Source organism: Methylosarcina fibrata AML-C10, assembly GCF_000372865.1.
GTDB classification, from domain to species: domain Bacteria; phylum Pseudomonadota; class Gammaproteobacteria; order Methylococcales; family Methylomonadaceae; genus Methylosarcina; species Methylosarcina fibrata.
Genome location: NZ_KB889965.1, coordinates 616,430 through 635,603 on the forward strand (window position 1 = coordinate 616,430; position 19,174 = coordinate 635,603).

Annotated in this window: 17 protein-coding genes; 9 read left to right on the top strand and 8 right to left on the bottom strand. The window is 51.4% G+C overall.

The window, feature by feature from the left end:
• Positions 1-52: 52 nt before the first annotated feature.
• The 6 genes from A3OW_RS0103110 to A3OW_RS0103150 all read right to left on the bottom strand — a co-directional run bounded on the left by A3OW_RS0103110 (position 53) and on the right by A3OW_RS0103150 (position 7,211).
• On the bottom strand, positions 53-457 hold the full coding sequence (locus A3OW_RS0103110; RefSeq protein WP_020561967.1) for a hypothetical protein: 405 nt from the start codon (positions 455-457) through the stop codon (positions 53-55).
• 93 nt (positions 458-550) lie between these two features.
• Positions 551-1,834 carry a serine/threonine protein kinase gene (locus A3OW_RS26200; RefSeq protein ID WP_020561969.1) on the bottom strand — a complete coding sequence of 428 codons (1,284 nt, stop codon included), beginning with the start codon at positions 1,832-1,834 and terminating at the stop codon, positions 551-553.
• Positions 1,835-1,844: 10 nt separating this feature from the next.
• Positions 1,845-2,702 carry a Stp1/IreP family PP2C-type Ser/Thr phosphatase gene (locus A3OW_RS0103125; RefSeq protein WP_020561970.1) on the bottom strand — a complete coding sequence of 286 codons (858 nt, stop codon included), beginning with the start codon at positions 2,700-2,702 and terminating at the stop codon, positions 1,845-1,847.
• Positions 2,703-2,709: 7 nt separating this feature from the next.
• The gene (locus tag A3OW_RS0103130; RefSeq protein ID WP_198291280.1) at positions 2,710-4,479 is read right to left on the bottom strand and encodes an FHA domain-containing protein; all 1,770 of its coding nucleotides are present in this window, start codon (positions 4,477-4,479) and stop codon (positions 2,710-2,712) included.
• A gap of 594 nt (positions 4,480-5,073) precedes the next feature.
• Positions 5,074-5,955 (bottom strand): ribosome small subunit-dependent GTPase A, encoded by an 882-nt coding sequence (gene rsgA / locus A3OW_RS0103145; RefSeq protein WP_020561974.1) that lies wholly within the window; start codon positions 5,953-5,955, stop codon positions 5,074-5,076.
• Between the two features lie 5 nt (positions 5,956-5,960).
• On the bottom strand, positions 5,961-7,211 hold the full coding sequence (locus A3OW_RS0103150; RefSeq protein ID WP_020561975.1) for a M48 family metallopeptidase: 1,251 nt from the start codon (positions 7,209-7,211) through the stop codon (positions 5,961-5,963).
• A gap of 84 nt (positions 7,212-7,295) precedes the next feature.
• On the opposite strand from A3OW_RS0103150, the gene orn reads away from it, so the two are divergent.
• The 9 genes from orn to A3OW_RS0103205 all read left to right on the top strand — a co-directional run bounded on the left by orn (position 7,296) and on the right by A3OW_RS0103205 (position 17,377).
• The gene (gene orn / locus A3OW_RS0103155; protein WP_020561976.1) at positions 7,296-7,868 is read left to right on the top strand and encodes an oligoribonuclease; all 573 of its coding nucleotides are present in this window, start codon (positions 7,296-7,298) and stop codon (positions 7,866-7,868) included.
• Positions 7,869-7,880: 12 nt separating this feature from the next.
• Positions 7,881-8,588, top strand: a complete 708-nt coding sequence (gene crcB, locus A3OW_RS0103160; RefSeq protein ID WP_020561977.1) for a fluoride efflux transporter CrcB — start codon at positions 7,881-7,883, stop codon at positions 8,586-8,588.
• Complete coding sequence (locus A3OW_RS0103165) at positions 8,585-8,896, top strand: DUF190 domain-containing protein (RefSeq protein WP_020561978.1); 312 nt, start codon at positions 8,585-8,587, stop codon at positions 8,894-8,896. Before crcB ends, A3OW_RS0103165 begins: the two co-directional genes overlap by 4 nt.
• A 39-nt stretch (positions 8,897-8,935) precedes the next feature.
• A complete protein-coding gene (gene serS, locus A3OW_RS0103170; RefSeq protein WP_020561979.1) occupies positions 8,936-10,207 on the top strand; it encodes a serine--tRNA ligase in 1,272 nt (423 codons plus the stop codon).
• Positions 10,208-10,426: 219 nt separating this feature from the next.
• Positions 10,427-12,136, top strand: coding sequence for a proline--tRNA ligase (locus A3OW_RS0103175; protein WP_020561980.1), 1,710 nt, complete (start codon positions 10,427-10,429; stop codon positions 12,134-12,136).
• A gap of 266 nt (positions 12,137-12,402) precedes the next feature.
• Entirely contained in the window at positions 12,403-12,819 is a 417-nt protein-coding gene (locus A3OW_RS0103180; RefSeq protein ID WP_198291281.1) for a GreA/GreB family elongation factor, read from the top strand.
• A gap of 500 nt (positions 12,820-13,319) precedes the next feature.
• Positions 13,320-14,696, top strand: a complete 1,377-nt coding sequence (locus A3OW_RS0103190; RefSeq protein WP_020561983.1) for an MBOAT family O-acyltransferase — start codon at positions 13,320-13,322, stop codon at positions 14,694-14,696.
• A gap of 71 nt (positions 14,697-14,767) precedes the next feature.
• On the top strand, positions 14,768-16,261 hold the full coding sequence (locus A3OW_RS23900) for an alginate O-acetyltransferase AlgX-related protein (protein WP_157385777.1): 1,494 nt from the start codon (positions 14,768-14,770) through the stop codon (positions 16,259-16,261).
• 618 nt (positions 16,262-16,879) lie between these two features.
• On the top strand, positions 16,880-17,377 hold the full coding sequence (locus A3OW_RS0103205) for a hypothetical protein (RefSeq protein WP_020561986.1): 498 nt from the start codon (positions 16,880-16,882) through the stop codon (positions 17,375-17,377).
• A gap of 216 nt (positions 17,378-17,593) precedes the next feature.
• Here the strand turns inward: A3OW_RS0103205 and lipA are convergent, their stop codons facing one another.
• Positions 17,594-18,553: a lipoyl synthase gene (gene lipA / locus A3OW_RS0103210; RefSeq protein ID WP_020561987.1), complete on the bottom strand. Its 960-nt coding sequence runs from the start codon at positions 18,551-18,553 to the stop codon at positions 17,594-17,596.
• Positions 18,550-19,158 carry a lipoyl(octanoyl) transferase LipB gene (gene lipB, locus A3OW_RS0103215; RefSeq protein ID WP_020561988.1) on the bottom strand — a complete coding sequence of 203 codons (609 nt, stop codon included), beginning with the start codon at positions 19,156-19,158 and terminating at the stop codon, positions 18,550-18,552. Before lipB ends, lipA begins: the two co-directional genes overlap by 4 nt.
• Positions 19,159-19,174: the final 16 nt, after the last annotated feature.

Below are 19,174 nucleotides of genomic sequence, written 5' to 3' on the forward strand. Positions count from 1 at the left end.
CTCGAAAATAGTAATGCAAATGGCGTTGCCTGGTCGTAGCCGGGTTTGCTTTTTAATATTTTCTTTTGGAAAAAATCACGATATAGCCGTTTTTCATGGCATGGTCCTGATTGTAAGTCACGCCGGTGGCCTCTATGTCTTGTAAAATTTCAGGGGTCGCGCTGGCCGGGCAAATCACATGAACGTTGCCGCCGGCTTTTTTCGCCATCGCATTGGCCTGGATCAATTGGTTCCTTGTCTTTTTCGACAGTCTGTTTCCCGAAATGATTTGCTTGTTGGAATAAACGTGTTTTTGAGTTACCACGAAATCGTCCAGCCGGCTCGGGGCATTTGCCGGCCGAGCCGGATACCGGTCGGTGACTATCGCCCAGATCGCCTGGGCTTTATCGGCTGTATTGGCACAGCCGGATAAAGGGAGCGACAGAACACCGATGACAATCAATAATAATTTCCGCATGGCTCAAAAAGGAAATGAGGGCTTAACACGGCCTGATACCATGGAAGTCATGGAGAAGCCAGACTTTTCGATGATCGAAATGGCCGTCCGAGCCTAATTTTTGAAAAAATCCTTTGCCCAGTCATCGATATTTGGGTCACTCGATAACCCTTTTTTGGATTTTTTTCTTTTGCCGGCGGAAGCGCTGCGCCGTTTGCCTTGCTCGTTGTTTGAAGATGCGGCCTTTTTCTCGGGCGTAGCTGCCTCTTCCGTTTTCAGCGCGGTCGCCTGCGGGCCTTCTGCCGCACGGCCCGCGTCCTCGCGGTGGATGTCATCCTGATCAGGCGCCGTGAGCATGGATTGAATTGAATTATCGGCGGACAGGAAAGGCTCATTGCCTGGAGAAGCGGTTAATGTGGAGACAGAAGCTAATTCTTCCGCCGACGAAAATTGCGCCAGCCGGAACAGATAGCCGGATCCGCCGGTCAGCAAGGCGATTAACAGAATAAGGACAGGATAATCTCGGCAAAATCTGAAAAAACGGTTTTCGATTTTGATGACCGGAGCCACCACCGTTTTGTCCGCTGTTTTGTAGAGCACCTTGTTTAATTCTTCAATAAATTCCCGGGCGGTGGCAAAGCGCTTGTCGGGCCGTTTTTCCAGCGCTCTGAGCACCGTTTTGTCGAGCATCACCGGAATCGAACCGGCAAAAAGCCGCAACGATTTCGGCTTTTCTTCGATTTGCGATTTGATTAAATCGTAGTCGGTGCTTTTTTCGAAAGGCAGCCGGCCGATCAGCATTTCGTAAAGAACCACCGCGGTCGAGTAAAGGTCGGCGCGTTCGTCGGTCTCTCTGCCTTGAAGTTGCTCCGGGGATACGTATTCGAGCGTTCCCACCAGATGGCCCAAACGGGTCAGCCGGGCTTTTTCCAGAATGCGCGCTATGCCGAAATCCAGGATCTTGAGTTCGTTGTTGGCCGTTACGATGATGTTGGAAGGCTTGACGTCCCGATGCACGATGTTGAAACCGTGCGCATGGGACAAGCCTTCGAGAATGGCAATGGCGCAGTGAACCGCTTCCCGCCACGGCAGGAAGCCTTTCTGTTGGATAATGTTCTCCAGCGTGTCGCCGTTGACGAATTCCAGCGCCATGTAGTATTGGTCTTGGTAACGCCCGAAATTATAGACCGCGGCGATATTGTTGTGATGCAGCCGTCCGAGCGCCACCGCTTCCGACCGGAACCTCTGGACCACGTCTTCCTTGCTGCTGAGTTCCGGTTTAAGCAGTTTGATCGCGACCTCCCGCTCGAGCATCACGTCGATCCCTTTATATACTTCTCCCATGCCGCCTTCGCCGATTTTTTCCAGGATCCGGTAATTGTCGATCTGATTCATCATAGCCGTGGCATTAATAACGGGTAGCCGGGATAGGGTCGAAAGCGCGGGCGGCTTTCAATATCTTGACAACGATGACCGAAATATTATCGTAGCCGCCTCTTGCATTCGCCAGATCGACAAGAAGTTTGCAGGCCTGCTGGGAAGGATGACGATCGATCAGCTCGACCATTTCGGCTTCTTCCACTAAATCGTATAAACCGTCGGAACACAAGAGAAAACTGTCGCCGATCGCGGCCGCCAGCGGTGCTTCCGCGACGTCGACCCGGACTTTGGTCTGAGTGCCGACCGCTCTGGAAATGACGTGCCGGTCGGGATGCGTTTTGGCCGCTTCGGGGGTGAGCAAGCCTCTATTGATCAGCTCATTGACGACCGTATGATCCTGGCTGAGCTGGCGCCATTGCCCGTCCCGAATGCGATAGAGCCGGCTGTCGCCGGTATTGGCATAATAAACGTACCCGTTCAGAAGCAGCATGGCGACCAGCGTCGTGCCCATTCCCGCCAGTTCGGGCGATTGCCGGGCTTGTTGAAAAATGGCCTTGTTCGCTTCCTGAAAGACTTTTTTTAACGCCAGGAACCCATTGTTGCGGTAGTCCAGCAATTTCGACAATTCTCTTTGCACGGTGTTCACGGCCATTCGGCTGGCCGTCTCGCCGCCTTGGTGGCCGCCCATGCCGTCGGCGACCATCGCCAGGAGATTTCTGCTGTTGGCGAAATTGATGAGGCCGACGTTGTCCTGATTGTTCGGGCGAGCGCGTCCGGTGTCCGATACCGAGCCGATTTCCAGGCAGTAGGCCGCTTCGGGGGAGGCGCCGCAGCCGGACGGATCGGAGTTTCGGTGATCGATGAACTGCTTCCAGTACTGAAACATGGCCGGCTTAGTCGAGGCTCGGGGTAATCCCTAACAGGGCTTCGCCGTATCGGATCGGTATGGCGAGACTGGCCGGGTGGCCGGATGAATCCGTCCGGCTGAAGTCGGCAATGGCGATGACTTTCCCTTTCTTGTCGAAAATCGGCCCGCCGCTATGGCCGCTGCCGCTCGCCGGTACGGTCAGTTCATACACTTCGGTCGTTCCGCCGGAGGTGACGGCCGAATCGAATAAGGGGCCGGCGGTGCTGCCGGTAATTTTACCGATGCTGCCGCCGGTCACGGTCGGCTCGGGCAGCGTTGTCGTCGGCCCGCTGCCGCTCACGGCATCCTGAGAACTCAGGCCGGCCGCGGGCAGGTCGGCATTGCCGGGATAACCCAGCACCGTAATCGGATCTCCGGCCGTGACGAGAGGCCGGGAATCGATCTCGACGCTCTTCAAATTGTCCGGCACGTCGATCTTGACGGCGGCGACATCGGCCGCATCGGATATCTGCGTGATGCGGGCGGGCAGTTTTTGTCGGGTTTTCGGAAAGGTGACGTTCAGATAATCGTTGCGTCCCTCCAGGCTGCTCTCGTTGGCAGGCAAAGGCCGTCCATTGAAGCATTTGGGTTTGAACGGCAGCCACTTGCTTTTATAGGCAAGCAAATCGGGATAGAGGATATAAGCTTCCGTCAAGGTCAGCGTGTCTGCCGTGTCGCAAGCGGCGTCTTTACAAATGTAAGCGATTCCTCTGAAGTCTTTCGGCAGGGAAAACCTGGCTTCTTGCGATCGCCATCCGGCGGCCACGTGACGATTGGTCAAAATAAAACCGGTCGGCCGGGCTACAAACCCGGATCCTGTGGCCGGGAAGCCGATTGCGATGCCGGAATCGGTTACCAGATAAGGCTCGACGATGCCGTTGTAAAAGGTATACCAGGGCAGTTTTTCGGTTTTACACAGCCTTTTTTTATCCCGAATGCAATCGATTTTCTGAAACACCGGCTTGCCCGAGGGAATATGGATTAACCTCCAGCTGGCTTCCACCCGGACGATTGCCGGGCTGTTCCGGCTGAAAATGTCCGAAGAATTGAGCGGCTGATTCGAGTGCAAGGCCGCGATCTTCGACCTTAACGCCGCGATCTCGTCTTTACGGATCCGGTCTCTGTCCGCCTGATTTCCTTCCAATTCCGTCTTGTTTTCGTAATTCTGGTAAACGATCAAGCCGAAAATCAGCACGATAATGCCGATGATGCCCGATCCGATATTGATCATTTTTTTCCGGGTGTTGGATTCGGCCTGAGTGATCAGCCGTTCCACGGTATGCCTGCCGACGCCCGTTCCGGACGGATCGGACGGCCGTGAATCGGCCGAGGGCCCGGCTTGGGAAGAACGAGGGTCAAGGCCAAGTTCGCGCGTCAGTGGCGCTTCCGACGCGGCATCGCCCAGCCGGGTGGCTTTCGGCGCGGGCTTCGGCCGGGGATCCAGGTCGAACACGAAGTGCGGGCCGCCTTTGCCCAATTGCACGGTATCGCCGGCGTAAAGCCGGATGGGCGCCACGATTTTTTGATGATTGACGAAAGTGCCGTTGCGGCTATCCAGATCGGTCAGGTAAAACTGATCGTCGTTTTGTACGGTGATCCGGCAATGCTGACGGCTGACCAGGTCGTCCTTTTCAGCATCGTATGCCACCTGGCTGGCCGCATCTCTTCCAAACGTCAGTTCTTTGACCGGAAATTCAAACGTTTCGGTTTGATTGGATTTCGAGCCGGACAAGTGTTTAATGATGACTTTCAACATGGTCATTCCCGCCTTGATTTTTATTCGATTCCGATTTTAGCTATTAACTATTGGCAATTCAAACTCTTGGAGATCCTTGCGCGCCGGGATTTCGGCATTAAAAAGACCGGAAGCTTCGGTAAGGGTCCGCGAATTCTTTTCTTGTACCCGGGATTTTCCGGAGCCAACCGAATGCCATTCCATTCGAATGGATCCGATTGATTTTTTCAGGGAAAAGCAAAAGCAGCCCGAACCGGCCCGGTTTCGGGGGCCGGAATCTCTTTTCCCAGGATATTCGGGAGGATATCAACAAGGTTCCGTTTCCGGTATTGCCTAGCCGCCAAAAATATCGCCGATTTTATCTCAAAGCGCTTAAAGTCCTCTTATTTGGGCGCATGAATGCCGTTTTTTCATATCACTCGCAGCCGGATCCCAAAAGTGGGGCATTCATGGGCATCCGCCTCGTTATTTTTCGATAAAGATGAACGGGAAAGATGAACGGAAGATGAACGAGGGATGGTTCTATCGAAGGCGCGGGCGTTGTGCCGGCCTTGGCCGGCTCTCGAACGCCGAGAAAGAGACGAGGAAAAAGCGCAAGCCGGCCTGTTCGGGAGATCAGGAACTCATCAGCGGTATTTTTTCCTTCAACTTCAAAAACCGCCGATAGCGGGTCATCGAGATCGTCCCGTTGTCCGCGGCTTCCCGGATCGCGCAGCCTTTGTCCGGGCCGTGACGGCAGTCGTTGAACCGGCAGTTGCCGAGAAGCGGTTGAAATTCCCGGTAGCCGTAGGCCAGTTGCGATTCCGAAAGATCGGCCAGACCGAAGATCGACACGCCGGGGCTGTCGATCAAATCGCCGCCGTCCGGCAAATGGTACAGCGTTGCCGCCGTGGTGGTGTGCCGGCCCAGTTGGGTGGATTCCGAGATCGCGTTGGTTTTCACCGCCTTGTCCGGAATCAGCGCGTTGGTCAGCGACGATTTGCCGACGCCCGATTGGCCGGAGAAAAGGCTGGCCTGATTTTTTAATGCCGCGCCGAGTTCCTGCAATCCGGTCGAGGTCAGGGCGCTGACCCGGTACAACGGATAATGCAGATTGCGGTACAGCAGCAGCTCGTTTTCCAGGGTTTCGTCCTGTCCGAGATCGGTTTTGTTCAACACAATCGCCGCGGAGATTTTGCTGTTTTCGCAAATGGCCAGGTATTGGTCCATTAACAGAAAATCGCAATACGGAGCCACCGCGATCACGATGAAAATGGTATCGATATTGGCCGCCACGGGCCGGATCTTGCCGTTTCGGGACGGGCGAATCAATAACGAGCGCCGGGGCAGGACTTCCTCGATGCGCCCTTGATCGGGACCTGCCGGCGACCATAACACCCGGTCGCCGACGGCAACGGTGGCCAACCGCCTGAGCGGCTGGCACAGGATGATTTCGTTCTCATGCTCGACGGCGATGCCCTGACCCAGATGGGCGATGACCAATCCTTCCTTCACCATGGACACTAAGCGGCCGAAATCTTTTCTTCCAGATGGGCGATGCGGATGGCCGCGGGCGGATGGCTGTAATGGAATGCCGAATACAACGGGTCGGGCGTCAGCGTGCTGGCGTTTTCTTCGTACAGCTTGACCAGGCCGCTGATCATTTTGGCCGCCTGCGCATGCTCGGCGGCAAAGTCGTCGGCTTCGAATTCGAACTTGCGCTGGAAATAAGCGCTGATCGGCTGCAGGAACACGGTGAACACCGGAGACACCAGCATGAACAGCAGCAGCGCCGCCGCATGGGAGGGCTGGGTAACGCCGAGGCCGTTATAAAACCAGCTCTGGTCGATCAGCCAGCCCAGGATCGCGAGGCCGATCAGGCTCATGACCGAAGTGGCGGCCAGCATCTTGATCACGTGCTTGCATTTGAAATGGCCCAGCTCGTGCGCCAGCACGGCTTCCAGTTCTTCTTCGTCCAGCGATTTGACCAGCGTGTCGAAGAAAACGATGCGCTTGTTGTTGCCGATGCCGGTAAAATAGGCGTTGCCGTGGCCCGAGCGCTTGGAACCGTCCATGATGAAAATGCCCTTGCTGTGGAAACCGCAGCGGGTCAGGAGCCTCTGGATCCGGTTTTTCAACGAGCCCTCTTCAATAGGCGTGAATTTATTGAACAAGGGCGCGATCACCGTGGGAAAAAGCCAGCTCATCAGCAGGGAAAAGGCCATGATGACGCCCCACGCCCAGAGCCACCAGAGCGAACCCAGGCTGTCCATGATCCACAGGATCAACGCCAGGAGCGGCAAGCCGATCACGGCGCCCAAAGCCAACTGCAAAAGATGATCCTTGACGAATTGCACCACGGTGCTTTTATTGAAGCCGTATTTTTCCTCGATGACGAACGTGTGATAAATACTGACAGGAAGCTCGATCAGGGTCGTCAGTAGAAAAACGGTGGCGATGGCGGCCACTCCGGACCACAAGGGCGATGCGATCATCCCCGACCAGAAGGTGAAGGCCTGGTCGATCACTCCGCCCAGCGTCAGCAACAGCAGCACGATGACGCCGAGGAAGCCGTCGATCTGGCCCAGCCGGTTTTTTTCGATCGTATAGTCCGCCGCTTTTTGGTGCGCGCTCAGAGAAACCTTGTCGGCAAAGGCGGCCGGCACCCTGGAGCGGTGCTCCGCGACATAGGCTGCCTGCCGTCTGGCCAACCAGAAATGGATCGAATAAGAAATGAACAGGGCAATTAAAAAGACAACGGTAAAAATGTTCATAAACGCAACCAGTTTAAGAATTAGCTATAGAGATGTGCCAATGCTACACTAATCGCCTTGTGATTTACATAACGGAGGCAATAAATGACGCAGGATTCTCAGCATCTGATCTGGATAGACCTCGAAATGACCGGGCTAAATCCCGAGACCGATTTGATTATTGAGATAGCGACGATCGTTACCGACAAGGAGCTGACCGTTCTGGCCCAAGGCCCCGTGTTGGCGATTCATCAGTCCGACGCGGTACTGGCCGCGATGGACGACTGGAACCAGAAGCATCACGGCCAGTCCGGCCTGATCGAACGGGTCAGAAATTCCGGAATCGACGAGCGGGAAGCCGAACGGCAAACCCTTGAGTTTTTAAAGCAGTGGGTTCCGGAAAATACGTCTCCGATGTGCGGCAACAGCATCGGCCAGGACCGGCGGTTTCTTTGCCGTTATATGCCGAAACTGGAAGCCTATTTTCATTACCGCAATGTTGATGTTTCGACATTGAAGGAGCTGGCGGCCCGTTGGGCGCCGGAAGTCAAAAACGGCTTCAACAAAGTGGCTTCGCATCAGGCTCTGGAAGACATCAAGGAATCGATTGAGGAACTGCGCTATTACCGCGAGCATTTCATCGCCAAACCTTACGCGGGTGGCCAGGGCGTTATTTAAATTCGGAGCATCATGAGTCAATTGCTTGCTGTGGCTTTCGGCGGCGCCTGCGGTTCGGTACTGCGTTTTCTAGTGTCCACCGGCTTTTATCAATGGCTGGGTAGAAGCTTTCCTTTCGGCACGCTGGCGGTCAACGTCATCGGTTCGTTTCTGATCGGGCTGCTGGCGGAAGCGCTGATCCTGCAGCGCATCACTTTTACTCTGGAATATCGCGCCGCGATCCTGGTCGGCGTCTTGGGCGGCTTTACGACCTTTTCCAGCTTCTCGCTGGAAACGCTGTATTTGATGGAACAGGGCGCCTGGGCCAAGGCGGCGCTGAACGTCACGCTCAGCATCGTGGCCTGTCTGTTTGCCGTCTGGATCGGTTTGCTGTTGGGCCGGTCGCTCATGTATTATGCCGACGGCGTGGTCAAATGGCCCGACGGCATGTTTCCGTATGCGCTGGTGATCGTCAACGCCCTGCTGGCTTTTCTGATCGGGCTGGTCGGTGCCGTGCTGCTGCAGAAAGTGACGCTGACGATGGAATACCGGGCCGCGCTGATGGTGATTCTGATCGGCGCCTATTTGACTTTGTCCGGCTTGTATTTGATCCTTTATCTTCTGGAACACGGCTTTTCCTTCGACGGTCATTTGAATTTAATGCTGGGGGTTTTCGTCAGCAACGGGCTGTTTTGCATTCTGCTGCTCTGGATGGGCTTATTGACGGGGAAACAGATATGACTACCAAAGACGTCGTCATCGCCAGAATCTATACAATGGAAGGCCGGGATTTGCTGGACCGCGCCCTCGAGATTCTTCACGGCGAGGCCATCGAGGGCGTTACCGTGCTTCGAGGCATCGCGGGCATCGGCGCGTCGGGCGAGATTCATACCTCCTCGCTGATCGATTTATCGCTGGATCTGCCGCTGATCATCGAGTTTTACGACGAGCCCGCCAAAGTGGAAAAAGCGATCGCCGCGCTGCAATCGAATCTCAGTTTGAAGCACGTCGTCAGTTGGCCGGCCTCCCTTCATGCCGCCGATTCATAAGAATTTGTTTTTTATTTTACCCAGGTTATCACGCTTACTATGTTAGATCCCCGTTTATTCAGAGCCGATCTTGATTTTGTCAAACAACAGTTGGACCGGCGCTCGTTCGATTTCGACAGCGGCCATTTCGCCGCTCTGGAAGCCCGGCGCAAGGAATGCCAGGTGAAAACACAGGAGCTGCAAAATGAACGCAACAGCCGCTCCAAAGCGATCGGCCAGGCCAAGGCCAAAGGCGAAGACGTCCAGCCGTTATTGGACCAGGTGCAGAATCTCGGCGACCGGCTGAAAGAGCAGGAAACCGAGCTGGCGGCCATTCAGACGGAAATGACCGCCTTGATGGAAGGCATTCCCAATTTGCTCGACGACAGCGTGCCGGACGGCAAAAACGAGGAAAGCAATCTGGAAATCAGCCGCTGGGGCGAGCCGCGCATGTTCGATTTCAGCCCCCGGGATCACGTCGATTTGGGCGCACGATTCGGCATGGATTTCGAACTGGGCGCAAAAATTGCCGGCGCCCGCTTTGTCGTGCTCACCGGACGATTAGCCAGACTGCAACGCGCGATCATCCAGCTCATGCTCGATACGCACACCGAGGAACACGGCTACAGCGAAACCTACGTGCCCTATCTGGTCAATGCCGACAGCCTGCGGGGCACGGGACAACTGCCCAAGTTCGAGGCCGATCTGTTCAAGGCCAGCCAGGACCCGGCGCTGTATCTGATCCCGACGGCCGAAGTGCCGGTCACCAACATCGTCCGGGACGTCATTCTCGATCCCAAGGACCTGCCCTTGAAGTTCGTCTGCCACAGCCCCTGCTTCCGCAGCGAAGCCGGCGCCTACGGACGGGACGTGCGCGGCATGATCCGCCAGCACCAGTTCGAAAAAGTCGAAATCGTCCAGATCACCCGGCCCGACGATTCGGCCAGGGCGCACGAAGAGTTGACCGCGCACGCGGAGGCGGTTTTGAAAAAACTGGAGCTGCCTTACCGCAAAATGCTTCTGTGCGCCGGGGATACCGGCTTTTCCTCGGCCAAAACCTACGATCTGGAAGTCTGGCTGCCGGGGCAGGGGGCTTACCGGGAAATTTCCTCGTGCAGCAATTTCAAGGACTTCCAGGCCAGACGGATGCAGGCGCGCTGGCGCAATCCCGAAACCGGCAAGCCCGAGCTGGTCCACACCCTGAACGGCTCCGGTCTGGCCGCAGGCCGAACGCTGATCGCGGTCATGGAAAATTATCAGGACGCCGAGGGCCGCATCCACGTTCCGATGATTTTGCAACCTTACATGGGCGGCCTTGAAATCATCGAATGATGCATTCCGGACGGCGTTTCATTCCGTGGCCGGATCCCGTTTGAAAATGCCGTTCGGTTAAAAATGGTAACGCTTGCCCCAATAGATCATTGTAAAAAATGTCGAGATACAAAATGCATCCTAAAGAACGATGCGCTTCACTGTGTTCGGCACATCCTACGTTACCGATTGAACCGATAAAATAAACTCTTTTGACTTTTTAAACTTGTTCATACCAGAATGCGTACGTCCCAATTTCCTCTCAATACCGTTAAAGAAACTCCTGGCGATGCCGTCATCGTCAGCCATCAATTGATGATTCGCGCCGGACTGATCCGGAAACTGGCGGCCGGACTTTACACGTGGCTGCCGTTGGGCATCCGGGTACTGCGCAAAGTCGAAAAAATCACCCGCGAGGAAATGGACAGGGCCGGCGCTCTGGAAGTATTGATGCCCGCGTTGCAGCCGGCGGAGCTCTGGCAGGAAACCGGGCGTTGGGAGCAATACGGTCCGGAACTGGCGCGGCTGAAAGACCGCCACGACCGTGATTTCTGCCTTGGCCCCACGCACGAGGAAATCATCACCGACCTGGCGCGCAACGAAATCAAGAGCTACAAGCAACTGCCGATTACTTATTATCAGATACAGACCAAGTTCCGCGACGAAATCAGGCCGAGGTTCGGCGTCATGCGTTCGCGCGAATTCATCATGAAGGACGCCTATTCGTTCCATCTGGACCAGGAGTCCCTACGTGAAACCTACGAGGTCATGTACCGGACCTACACCAACATCTTCAACCGCTTCGGCCTGAAATTCCGCGCCGTTATCGCCGATTCCGGCTCGATCGGCGGCGCGGTTTCGCACGAGTTTCACGTGTTGGCCGATTCCGGCGAAGACGCCATCGCCTTTTCGACCGGGAGCGACTACGCCGCCAACATCGAAAAGGCCGAGGCGGTAGCGCCCACAGGATCGCGCGCCGCACCCGGCCAGGAAATGAAACTGGTCGATACGCCCGAGCAGCACAGCATCGAAGACGTCAGCCGCTTTTTCAATGTTGATTCGTCGCAGTGCCTCAAAACTCTGATCGTCAAAGGCGAAGAAGACAGCCTGGTGGCGCTGTTGCTGAGAGGCGACCACGAACTGAACGAAATCAAGGCCGCCAAAATCGAAGGCGTGCTGTCGCCGTTGGCGTTTGCCGGCGACCAGGAAGTTCAGGCGGCCTGCGGCTGCAAGCCGGGTTCGATCGGTCCGGTCGGCCTGAAAATCCGAATCATCGCCGACCGCAGCGTGGCGCTGATGTCCGATTTCGTTTGCGGCGCCAATCAGGACGGCAAGCATTACGTCGGCGTCAACTGGGAACGCGATCTACCGTTTCCGGCCGAGACCGCCGATCTGCGCACCGTCGTCGCCGGCGATCCGAGCCCGGACGGCCAGGGCGAACTGACCATCGCCCGCGGCATCGAAGTCGGTCACATCTTCCAGCTCGGAATCAAATACAGCGGCTCGATGAAAGCTTCGATCATCAACGAAGCGGGCAAAAACCAGACCATGATCATGGGCTGCTACGGCATCGGCATTTCCCGCGTAGTCGCCGCGGCGATCGAGCAAAACCACGACGAACGCGGCATCGTCTGGCCGGAAAGCATTGCGCCGTTTCAGGTCGCGATCTGCCCGATGAACCTGCACAAGTCCGAACGGCTCAAGCAGGCGGCCGAAAAGTTGTATCAGGATTTGCAAGACGCCGGTTTCGAAGTCCTGTTCGACGACCGTAAGGTGCGCCCCGGCTTCATGTTCGCCGACATGGAACTGATCGGCATTCCGCACTGCATCGTCATCAGCGACCGCGGCCTGGATGCCGGCACTCTCGAATATAAGGCCCGGACGGCGAAGGAAAATCTGGAGATTCCGATGGGGGGTGTGATTGGGTTTTTGAAGGAAAAGCTGGGTTAAGGCGCGAACTTGCGGTAGCGGATTGGGACCGTTTTTGTTTTCCCAAGTTCTTAGAATCCGGCAGGTATCCAGCCGAGTGGGGTTATGGTATGGTATGAAAAATAAGGTTGTGGAGACATAGCGCGATCGATGCGGTGTTTTCTTCTCACCGCGTTGTTCGCCTTCCTAGCCTCCTTGCAATCCATGGGGCCTTTCGATTTCCCAGTTTCATTCGGCGGCTCCGATTTCAAACGTTTGTCAAAGAGATGACGGCCATGGAAAACTTCATGAAAGCTCGCAATATCATTCTTTCCTCACTCGACTGCGCCCGCTTGCGCGATTTGTTGATAACGGCCAAACAATTCGGGGCCACGGATTCAGCGATCTTGCGTACGCTGGAAGGCGAACTCGAACGGGCCAGGATTGTCGCGCCCGAAGAAATTCCACCTTACGTGGTCACCATGAATACATGTGTTTGCCTCATCGATACAGCCACGCACGAAGAGTTTCAGTACACGCTGGTATTTCCAAGCGAAGCGGACCCCGAGCAAGGAAAATTGTCTATTCTCTCCGAGTTAGGCGTTGCCCTTATCGGCTTTTCCGTTGGCGATACGATTGAATGGGAATTCCCCGAAGGTCCCAGATGCATACGGATAAACATGATCTATTTTCAGCCGGAGGCTACTAAGCAATACGATTTGTAGAGACCGTGCGAGCAGAATCAATGGCTCGACTGAACATCTACATAACCAATCAAACCCGATAAAATAAGCCGTTTTGACTTTCCAAACTTGTTCCTATCAGAATGCGTACGCCCCAATTTCCTCTCAACACAGTTAAAAAACTTGGCGATGCCCATCGTCAGCCATCCATTTGATACAGACCAAGTTCCAGGACGAAATAAGGCCGAGGTTCGGCATGATGCGCACGCGCGAGTTCATCATGAAAAACGCCCATTCGTTCCTATTCAAAATGGGATAATGAGTGAATGAATAAAAAGTAATTTACTATTTCATAATCACTGCAATGTTATCTACGCATATATTTGAATGCTGTTTTTTAATAATAAAAACAAGCGCCATATTGTGAGCTTTTATCGATGCTATTTAATTCTTGGCAATTTATATTTCTATACATTCCAGTAACCTTTTTTGTTTATTTTTTTCTTAATAAAGTCAGGTTGTTAATAGCCGGAAGAGTTTGGTTGGTTACAGCCAGTTTGTTTTTTTACGCCTACTGGGATGCAAAATATTTACCTCTCATCCTATGTTCAATTCTGTTTAACTTTGCCATAGGCACGGGACTGACACAATCTCATAATGAATTGACGCAAACAAGAAAAAAAAAGTACTCAAATAGAAAGATAGTCTTACTAATCGGTATTTTTGCAAATATTTGTCTGCTTGGTTACTATAAATATACTGATTTTCTACTGAGTAATATTAATTTCATTTTTGGGGAAAATTATAATTTACATCATATTGTTCTTCCGCTTGCAATCAGTTTTTTTACATTTACTCAAATTGCATACCTGGTGGACAGCTATCGAGGAGAAACATCGGAGTATGATTTATTAAGCTATTCTCTTTTTGTAACTTTTTTTCCTCATTTAATTGCCGGGCCAATCGTCCATCATAGACATATAATGCCCCAATTCGTTTCTAGATGGGCAGTTTTCCAAAAAACGTCAAATATCCAAAAAAGTTTATTTATATTTTCTATTGGATTATTCAAAAAAGTTGTTATTGCCGATAATTTTTCTTTATATGCAGATTATGGGTTTGACGGTGGCGCAGCACTCAATTTATTTTCTGCATGGGCAACCAGCTTGTCATATACATTTCAGATTTACTTCGACTTTAGTGGATATTGCGACATGGCAATCGGTTCGTCTTTATTATTTAATATCTGGTTGCCAATAAACTTTAACTCGCCATACAAGGCTTTAAATATTCAGGATTTCTGGCGCCGATGGCACATTACCCTGAGTTGTTTTCTAAGAGATTATTTATATATACCATTAGGCGGCAATCGATGTTCACAGCTTCGTATTTATATGAATCTTTTCATCACTTTCGTGCTTGGAGGCTTATGGCATGGCGCAACATGGTTATTTGTCATCTGGGGAGCAATGCATGGAGTTGCTCTTATAATCAATAGAATATGGAAAGGTTTACCATTCACCATGCCTTCTTATCTGGCCTGGCTTTTGACGTTTATATTTGTAAATACAAGTTGGGTATTTTTTAGAGCGAAAACATTAGACGACGCAATTAGAATACTTAAGGGCATGGTGGACATACGTTCAGTAACATGGTCATCTTCCACTTCGGATCTGGCATGGGCTGGCTGGATGTCGGACATTTTATTAAAAATATTTCCAGCTAGCTTTATTGGTCAATTACCTATATACCTATTTATTTCGCTTGCATTCGTAATTTTATCTTACAGTAACTCTATTGAGATGTTGAATAAAAATATAAATTTAAACAAAATGACGTATAGCGCAATACTTTTTTCTACATCTATTTATTTTATGCTGTCTTCCACAAGCACAGTGTTTCTATATTTTAATTTTTAATTATGTCGATATCATCAACACGATTTAGAGTATTTATTTTTATAGCATTTTCCTATCTAAACATAGCAATAGTGCCAATTATAAATATAGTTTCTTCTCCTGACGTTGATTTTATAAAAATTAAAGACAAATCATTTCTTTATAATATGGATTTTTTATCAAGAGCCATAGCGAAGCTTCTTTATCCGTTAGGCATTAACATAGACTCACGAAACGTTGTAATTGGTAAAGATGGATGGCTTTTTTTAGGGGATAATTATAACGACACTATTACCGTTGATCATCGTCAATCAACAATAGAAGATGGCGCTGTGGCAAAAAAAATTATTGAAGCAATGCATGCATGGAAAGGTTTTCTTTCACAAAAAGGAGTGCAGGATTTTAAAATTTTGATTGCACCGAATAAAGGTACTGTATACCCGGAACATATGCCTACATGGGCCATTCCACGTTCCCCAAATGCTACAGATATATTGATAGATAAAGCAGAAGAAAGTAATATTTTTATCGATCTGAGGAAGCCTTTGTTGTCGGCTAAAAAAAATCAGTCTGAAATATTATATTACAAGACAGACAGTCATTGGAATTTATTGGGAGGAGCAGTTGCCTTTCGATATTTTGCCCAACAACTTTCTAAAAATCACCCTGAGCTAAAATGGCCACAAGATGACCTATACAAACTAACGCACACGAATCAGCGAAATGGTGGCGATTTGGCTAATTTTCTTAGATTGTCCAACCACTTACATGATTTGGATCCGATTATTAAAGTGATGGAGCTTCCCGTACCCAATATTCGATATGATTATGATACTAATCATATGGTCTATCGAGGTGAAAATCCCTTGATTGAGCAGCATAATAAACCTCTACTGATAAAATCTCCCGGTGCATTAAATAACAAAAAGGTTCTTTGGATACGAGATTCATTTGGCACCGGAATCTCGCCGTTTATGACAATAACTTTTAACGAAATACTTCAAGTCAATTATGATGAAGCGCTAAAACCTGGCGGTCGATTTGTTCAGTTGGTTGAAAAATGGAAACCGGACTATGTTTTTTTTATTATTATTGCGCGAGATTCAAGAAGAGATTTATTTTATCAGGCTCCACCCATTACATTTATCAAAACACCTGATAATTTTGAGTCAAATCGTACTGGCACTCTGGTCAGACTGAACAATGTCGCAACAATCAATTCCCGGTATAAATTTATTATTGATGGAATTGACCCTTCTTTAGAATATTCCTTATCGGATAGCGAAATAACGCCGGAAAAAAATCGTTATATTAATCTTGAAATAGCATGTGAAGATCATTCTTCTGTCGTACCGATTCAATTATTTTGGCAAGAAAACAGGCAAGCCTACTTTGATGAGGAACATAGTGTAAGAATGAACTTTACTACCGGAAGAAATTTGATAGATATTCAATCGATACCAAAATTGTCTTTAACAAAAAGACAAATAGTAAAACTGCGCCTGGATATTGATCCACAACAAAATTCTTGCCAAAAATTTAATGTGGATGGCTTATATATGGGTAATTTTAATTCAAAATCGTGATTATAAATCGTACATGGGCGCATTCGGTACATCCTGAACAGGATGATGCCGAGGGCGTTTACGATAAAAAAATCTAAATAGCGAATGGCCGCATGCTGAATGGTCAAGCATTTGAAGAAATGCCACTGATACTCCAGCATCGTTTCCGATAAACGTCCGATGGTAGATAAAAACCATAAAAATTTTAATTTTTTTAAGGTTCAATTTATCTTCGCATGAAAGAATAATTCATCAGTAGCCAATTCTATTTGCACCCGGGCGCCCCGGATCGCCAAAATCGCGGCTGGGTTCATCTACAGGGAAAAATCCGAAGCGGTTTCGACTGCGTAAAGCAGGCGTGAAAAGTTGTAATACAGCGATTTCATATTGATTACGGAGACAGTGATTGCGATGAATAATAAAACAACCTCGAAAAAAGACATTTACATAGCCTTAGGGTACGTTTTATTGCTGGCTGTCATGGCGTTTCCTTTATCGCTGGCAGGCATGAAGATGCTTAACTTCGTTTTAGGCCATATCAAGATGTAAGTTTTATCCTGTCGATGGCGGATTCTACTTTCGCCTTATCGGCGGCAATCGGCCTCTTCGTTTTTCTAACCATAAAATTAAGGATAAGAAATGAAAAAAATAATGTTTGCTTTGATGGTGCTTGGGTTCGCCGTTACAACCCGAGCGGCCGAGAATATGACCTATTACGGTCATTTCACCAGCACCACCAATGCCGATACGCTGATAACGACCGAAGGGCTCGACGGCCAAAACACCAAATTTATCGTCAATAAAGTAGCCATCAACGTTTTCCAGGACTGCAACTCCCTGCAATACGGAGGGTTTAAAAAAACAGGCGCATGCGGAGCTTATAAGATGGGGGCGCAGTTGTGGCAAAGAGCGGCGACGACCAACATAAGCACCAACGGCGTCGCGGTCCGGGTTTATCCCTCAACAACGCCTTCGACGGAGATTTACGCCACGCCGAACATGGAGTACTTCATCGTAGGAAATCCGAAGTCCTACGCATGGCAGGATTGTACCAGCGCCAACACGGTGGATTATGCACTGGTCGGCTCTTGTACCAGCGGCTTGTCGCTCTGGAAGCGGACTACTCCTGTTCAATAAGTTTGAGCTTAGTTAGCCCTAGACTTTAAGATATCGAGAAAAGTTAATCAGGCTACGCACCGCGTACCAATCAAAAAACTTGATTGATCAATGTATTGTGAAAAGTCAAGTAGGATACGCACCGCGTACCTGCTCTAAACAGATTGAATGATCAAGCTCGTGAGTGGTACACGGTGCGTACCCTACCTTTTTGCGATTAAGGCGCTCGCTCAAGTTTTAAATGTTTACTCCTTTCGCCTGCATGTCGGCATGGTACGAAGATCTCACCAGCGGCGCGCTCGCGACCTGTTCGAAGCCCAGCGATCCGGCGATGCGTCCGTATTCGTCGAATTGCTCTGGCGTAATGTAGCTTTTCACCGGCAGATGGTCCTTGCTGGGTTGCAGGTATTGGCCGAGAGTCAGCATGGTGCAGCCGTGGTCGATCAGATCGCGCATCACTTGCAGCACCTCTTCCGGTTCTTCGCCGATGCCCAGCATCAGTCCGGATTTGGTCGGTGTTTGGGGTCTGGCTTTTTTATAGCCTTCCAATAACTTCAGAGAGCCCGAGTAATCAGCGCCGGGACGGGCCTGTTTGTAGAGCCTGGGCACCGTTTCTAGGTTGTGATTGAACACGTCGCAGGGTTCGGCCGCCAGGATGGCGATGGCTTTGTCCATGCGGCCGCGAAAATCGGGCACCAGAATTTCAATCTTGGTCGCTGGAGACTGATGCCGGATGGTTTGGATGCATTCGGCAAAATGGCCGGCGCCGCCGTCCCGTAAATCGTCGCGGTCGACCGAGGTAATGACGACGTATTTCAAGGCCATTGCCTTGATCGCCTCGGCCAGATGACGCGGTTCGTTTTTATCGAGAGGCAGGGGCTTGCCGTGGGCGACGTCGCAAAAAGGACAGCGCCGGGTGCACAAATCGCCCATGATCATGAAGGTAGCCGTGCCGTGCTGGAAACATTCGGCCAGGTTGGGGCAGGCGGCTTCCTCGCAGACCGTATGCAGGTTGTGCTCGCGCAAGAGCTGTTTGACCCGCGCGATTTCATTGCCGGCGGTCAGTTTGACCCGTATCCATTCGGGCTTGCGCAGCGGCGCGGCGGCGGTTTCTACTTTAATCGGAATGCGCGCCAGCTTCTCTGCGTTGCGTTGATGGGAATCGGGCGTGGAGCGGGACGGAGCTTGATAGGTCATGAGGACAGGGCCTGAGTTATGGCCTCGACCAGAGGCGAGGCGAGTTCTTCGTTGCTGAGATTCACTCCCAGATCGGCAAGCCGGGTCACTTCCAGCTTCGAATAGCCGCAGGGATTGATGCCTTTGAAAGGACTCAAGTCCACGTAATTGTTGAGGCTCAGTCCGTGGTAGCTGCAATTTTTTCGGATCCTTATGCCAATGGAGCCGATTTTTTTGCCGTCGACGTAGACGCCGGGCGCATCGGCCCGTGCGTTCGCGGCGATGCGATACAAAGCCAGCGTCTCGATCATGGCTTCCTCCAGCAAGGTAACCAGTGGGCGGACGCCCAGTTTCGACCGCTTCATGTCCAGCAGCGGATAAACGACCAATTGGCCGGGACCGTGGTAGGTGACCTGGCCGCCCCGGTCGCAATGGACCACGGGAATCGATCCGGTGTCGAGAAGGTGTTCCCGCTTGCCGTTGAGTCCCAGCGTATAGACCGGATCATGTTCGACCACCCAGATTTCATCGGGAGTGTCCCAGGTCCTGTTCTCGGTGAATTGCTGCATGGCCCGCCAAGTGGCCTGATAGTCCTGTATGCCGAGAAAGCGCGTCGTTAAGGCCATGCCGGAAGAAAGGTAT

Bases quoted from the DNA above. Each gene is read 5' to 3' on its own strand.
- A3OW_RS0103110 (WP_020561967.1), bottom strand. From the start codon at position 457: ATGCGGAAATTATTATTGATTGTCATCGGTGTTCTGTCGCTCCCTTTA.
- A3OW_RS26200 (WP_020561969.1), bottom strand. From the start codon at position 1,834: ATGATGAATCAGATCGACAATTACCGGATCCTGGAAAAAATCGGCGAA.
- A3OW_RS0103125 (WP_020561970.1), bottom strand. From the start codon at position 2,702: ATGTTTCAGTACTGGAAGCAGTTCATCGATCACCGAAACTCCGATCCG.
- A3OW_RS0103130 (WP_198291280.1), bottom strand. From the start codon at position 4,479: ATGTTGAAAGTCATCATTAAACACTTGTCCGGCTCGAAATCCAATCAA.
- rsgA (WP_020561974.1), bottom strand. From the start codon at position 5,955: ATGGTGAAGGAAGGATTGGTCATCGCCCATCTGGGTCAGGGCATCGCC.
- A3OW_RS0103150 (WP_020561975.1), bottom strand. From the start codon at position 7,211: ATGAACATTTTTACCGTTGTCTTTTTAATTGCCCTGTTCATTTCTTAT.
- orn (WP_020561976.1), top strand. From the start codon at position 7,296: ATGACGCAGGATTCTCAGCATCTGATCTGGATAGACCTCGAAATGACC.
- crcB (WP_020561977.1), top strand. From the start codon at position 7,881: ATGAGTCAATTGCTTGCTGTGGCTTTCGGCGGCGCCTGCGGTTCGGTA.
- A3OW_RS0103165 (WP_020561978.1), top strand. From the start codon at position 8,585: ATGACTACCAAAGACGTCGTCATCGCCAGAATCTATACAATGGAAGGC.
- serS (WP_020561979.1), top strand. From the start codon at position 8,936: ATGTTAGATCCCCGTTTATTCAGAGCCGATCTTGATTTTGTCAAACAA.
- A3OW_RS0103175 (WP_020561980.1), top strand. From the start codon at position 10,427: ATGCGTACGTCCCAATTTCCTCTCAATACCGTTAAAGAAACTCCTGGC.
- A3OW_RS0103180 (WP_198291281.1), top strand. From the start codon at position 12,403: ATGAAAGCTCGCAATATCATTCTTTCCTCACTCGACTGCGCCCGCTTG.
- A3OW_RS0103205 (WP_020561986.1), top strand. From the start codon at position 16,880: ATGAAAAAAATAATGTTTGCTTTGATGGTGCTTGGGTTCGCCGTTACA.
- lipA (WP_020561987.1), bottom strand. From the start codon at position 18,553: ATGACCTATCAAGCTCCGTCCCGCTCCACGCCCGATTCCCATCAACGC.
- lipB (WP_020561988.1), bottom strand. From the start codon at position 19,158: ATGGCCTTAACGACGCGCTTTCTCGGCATACAGGACTATCAGGCCACT.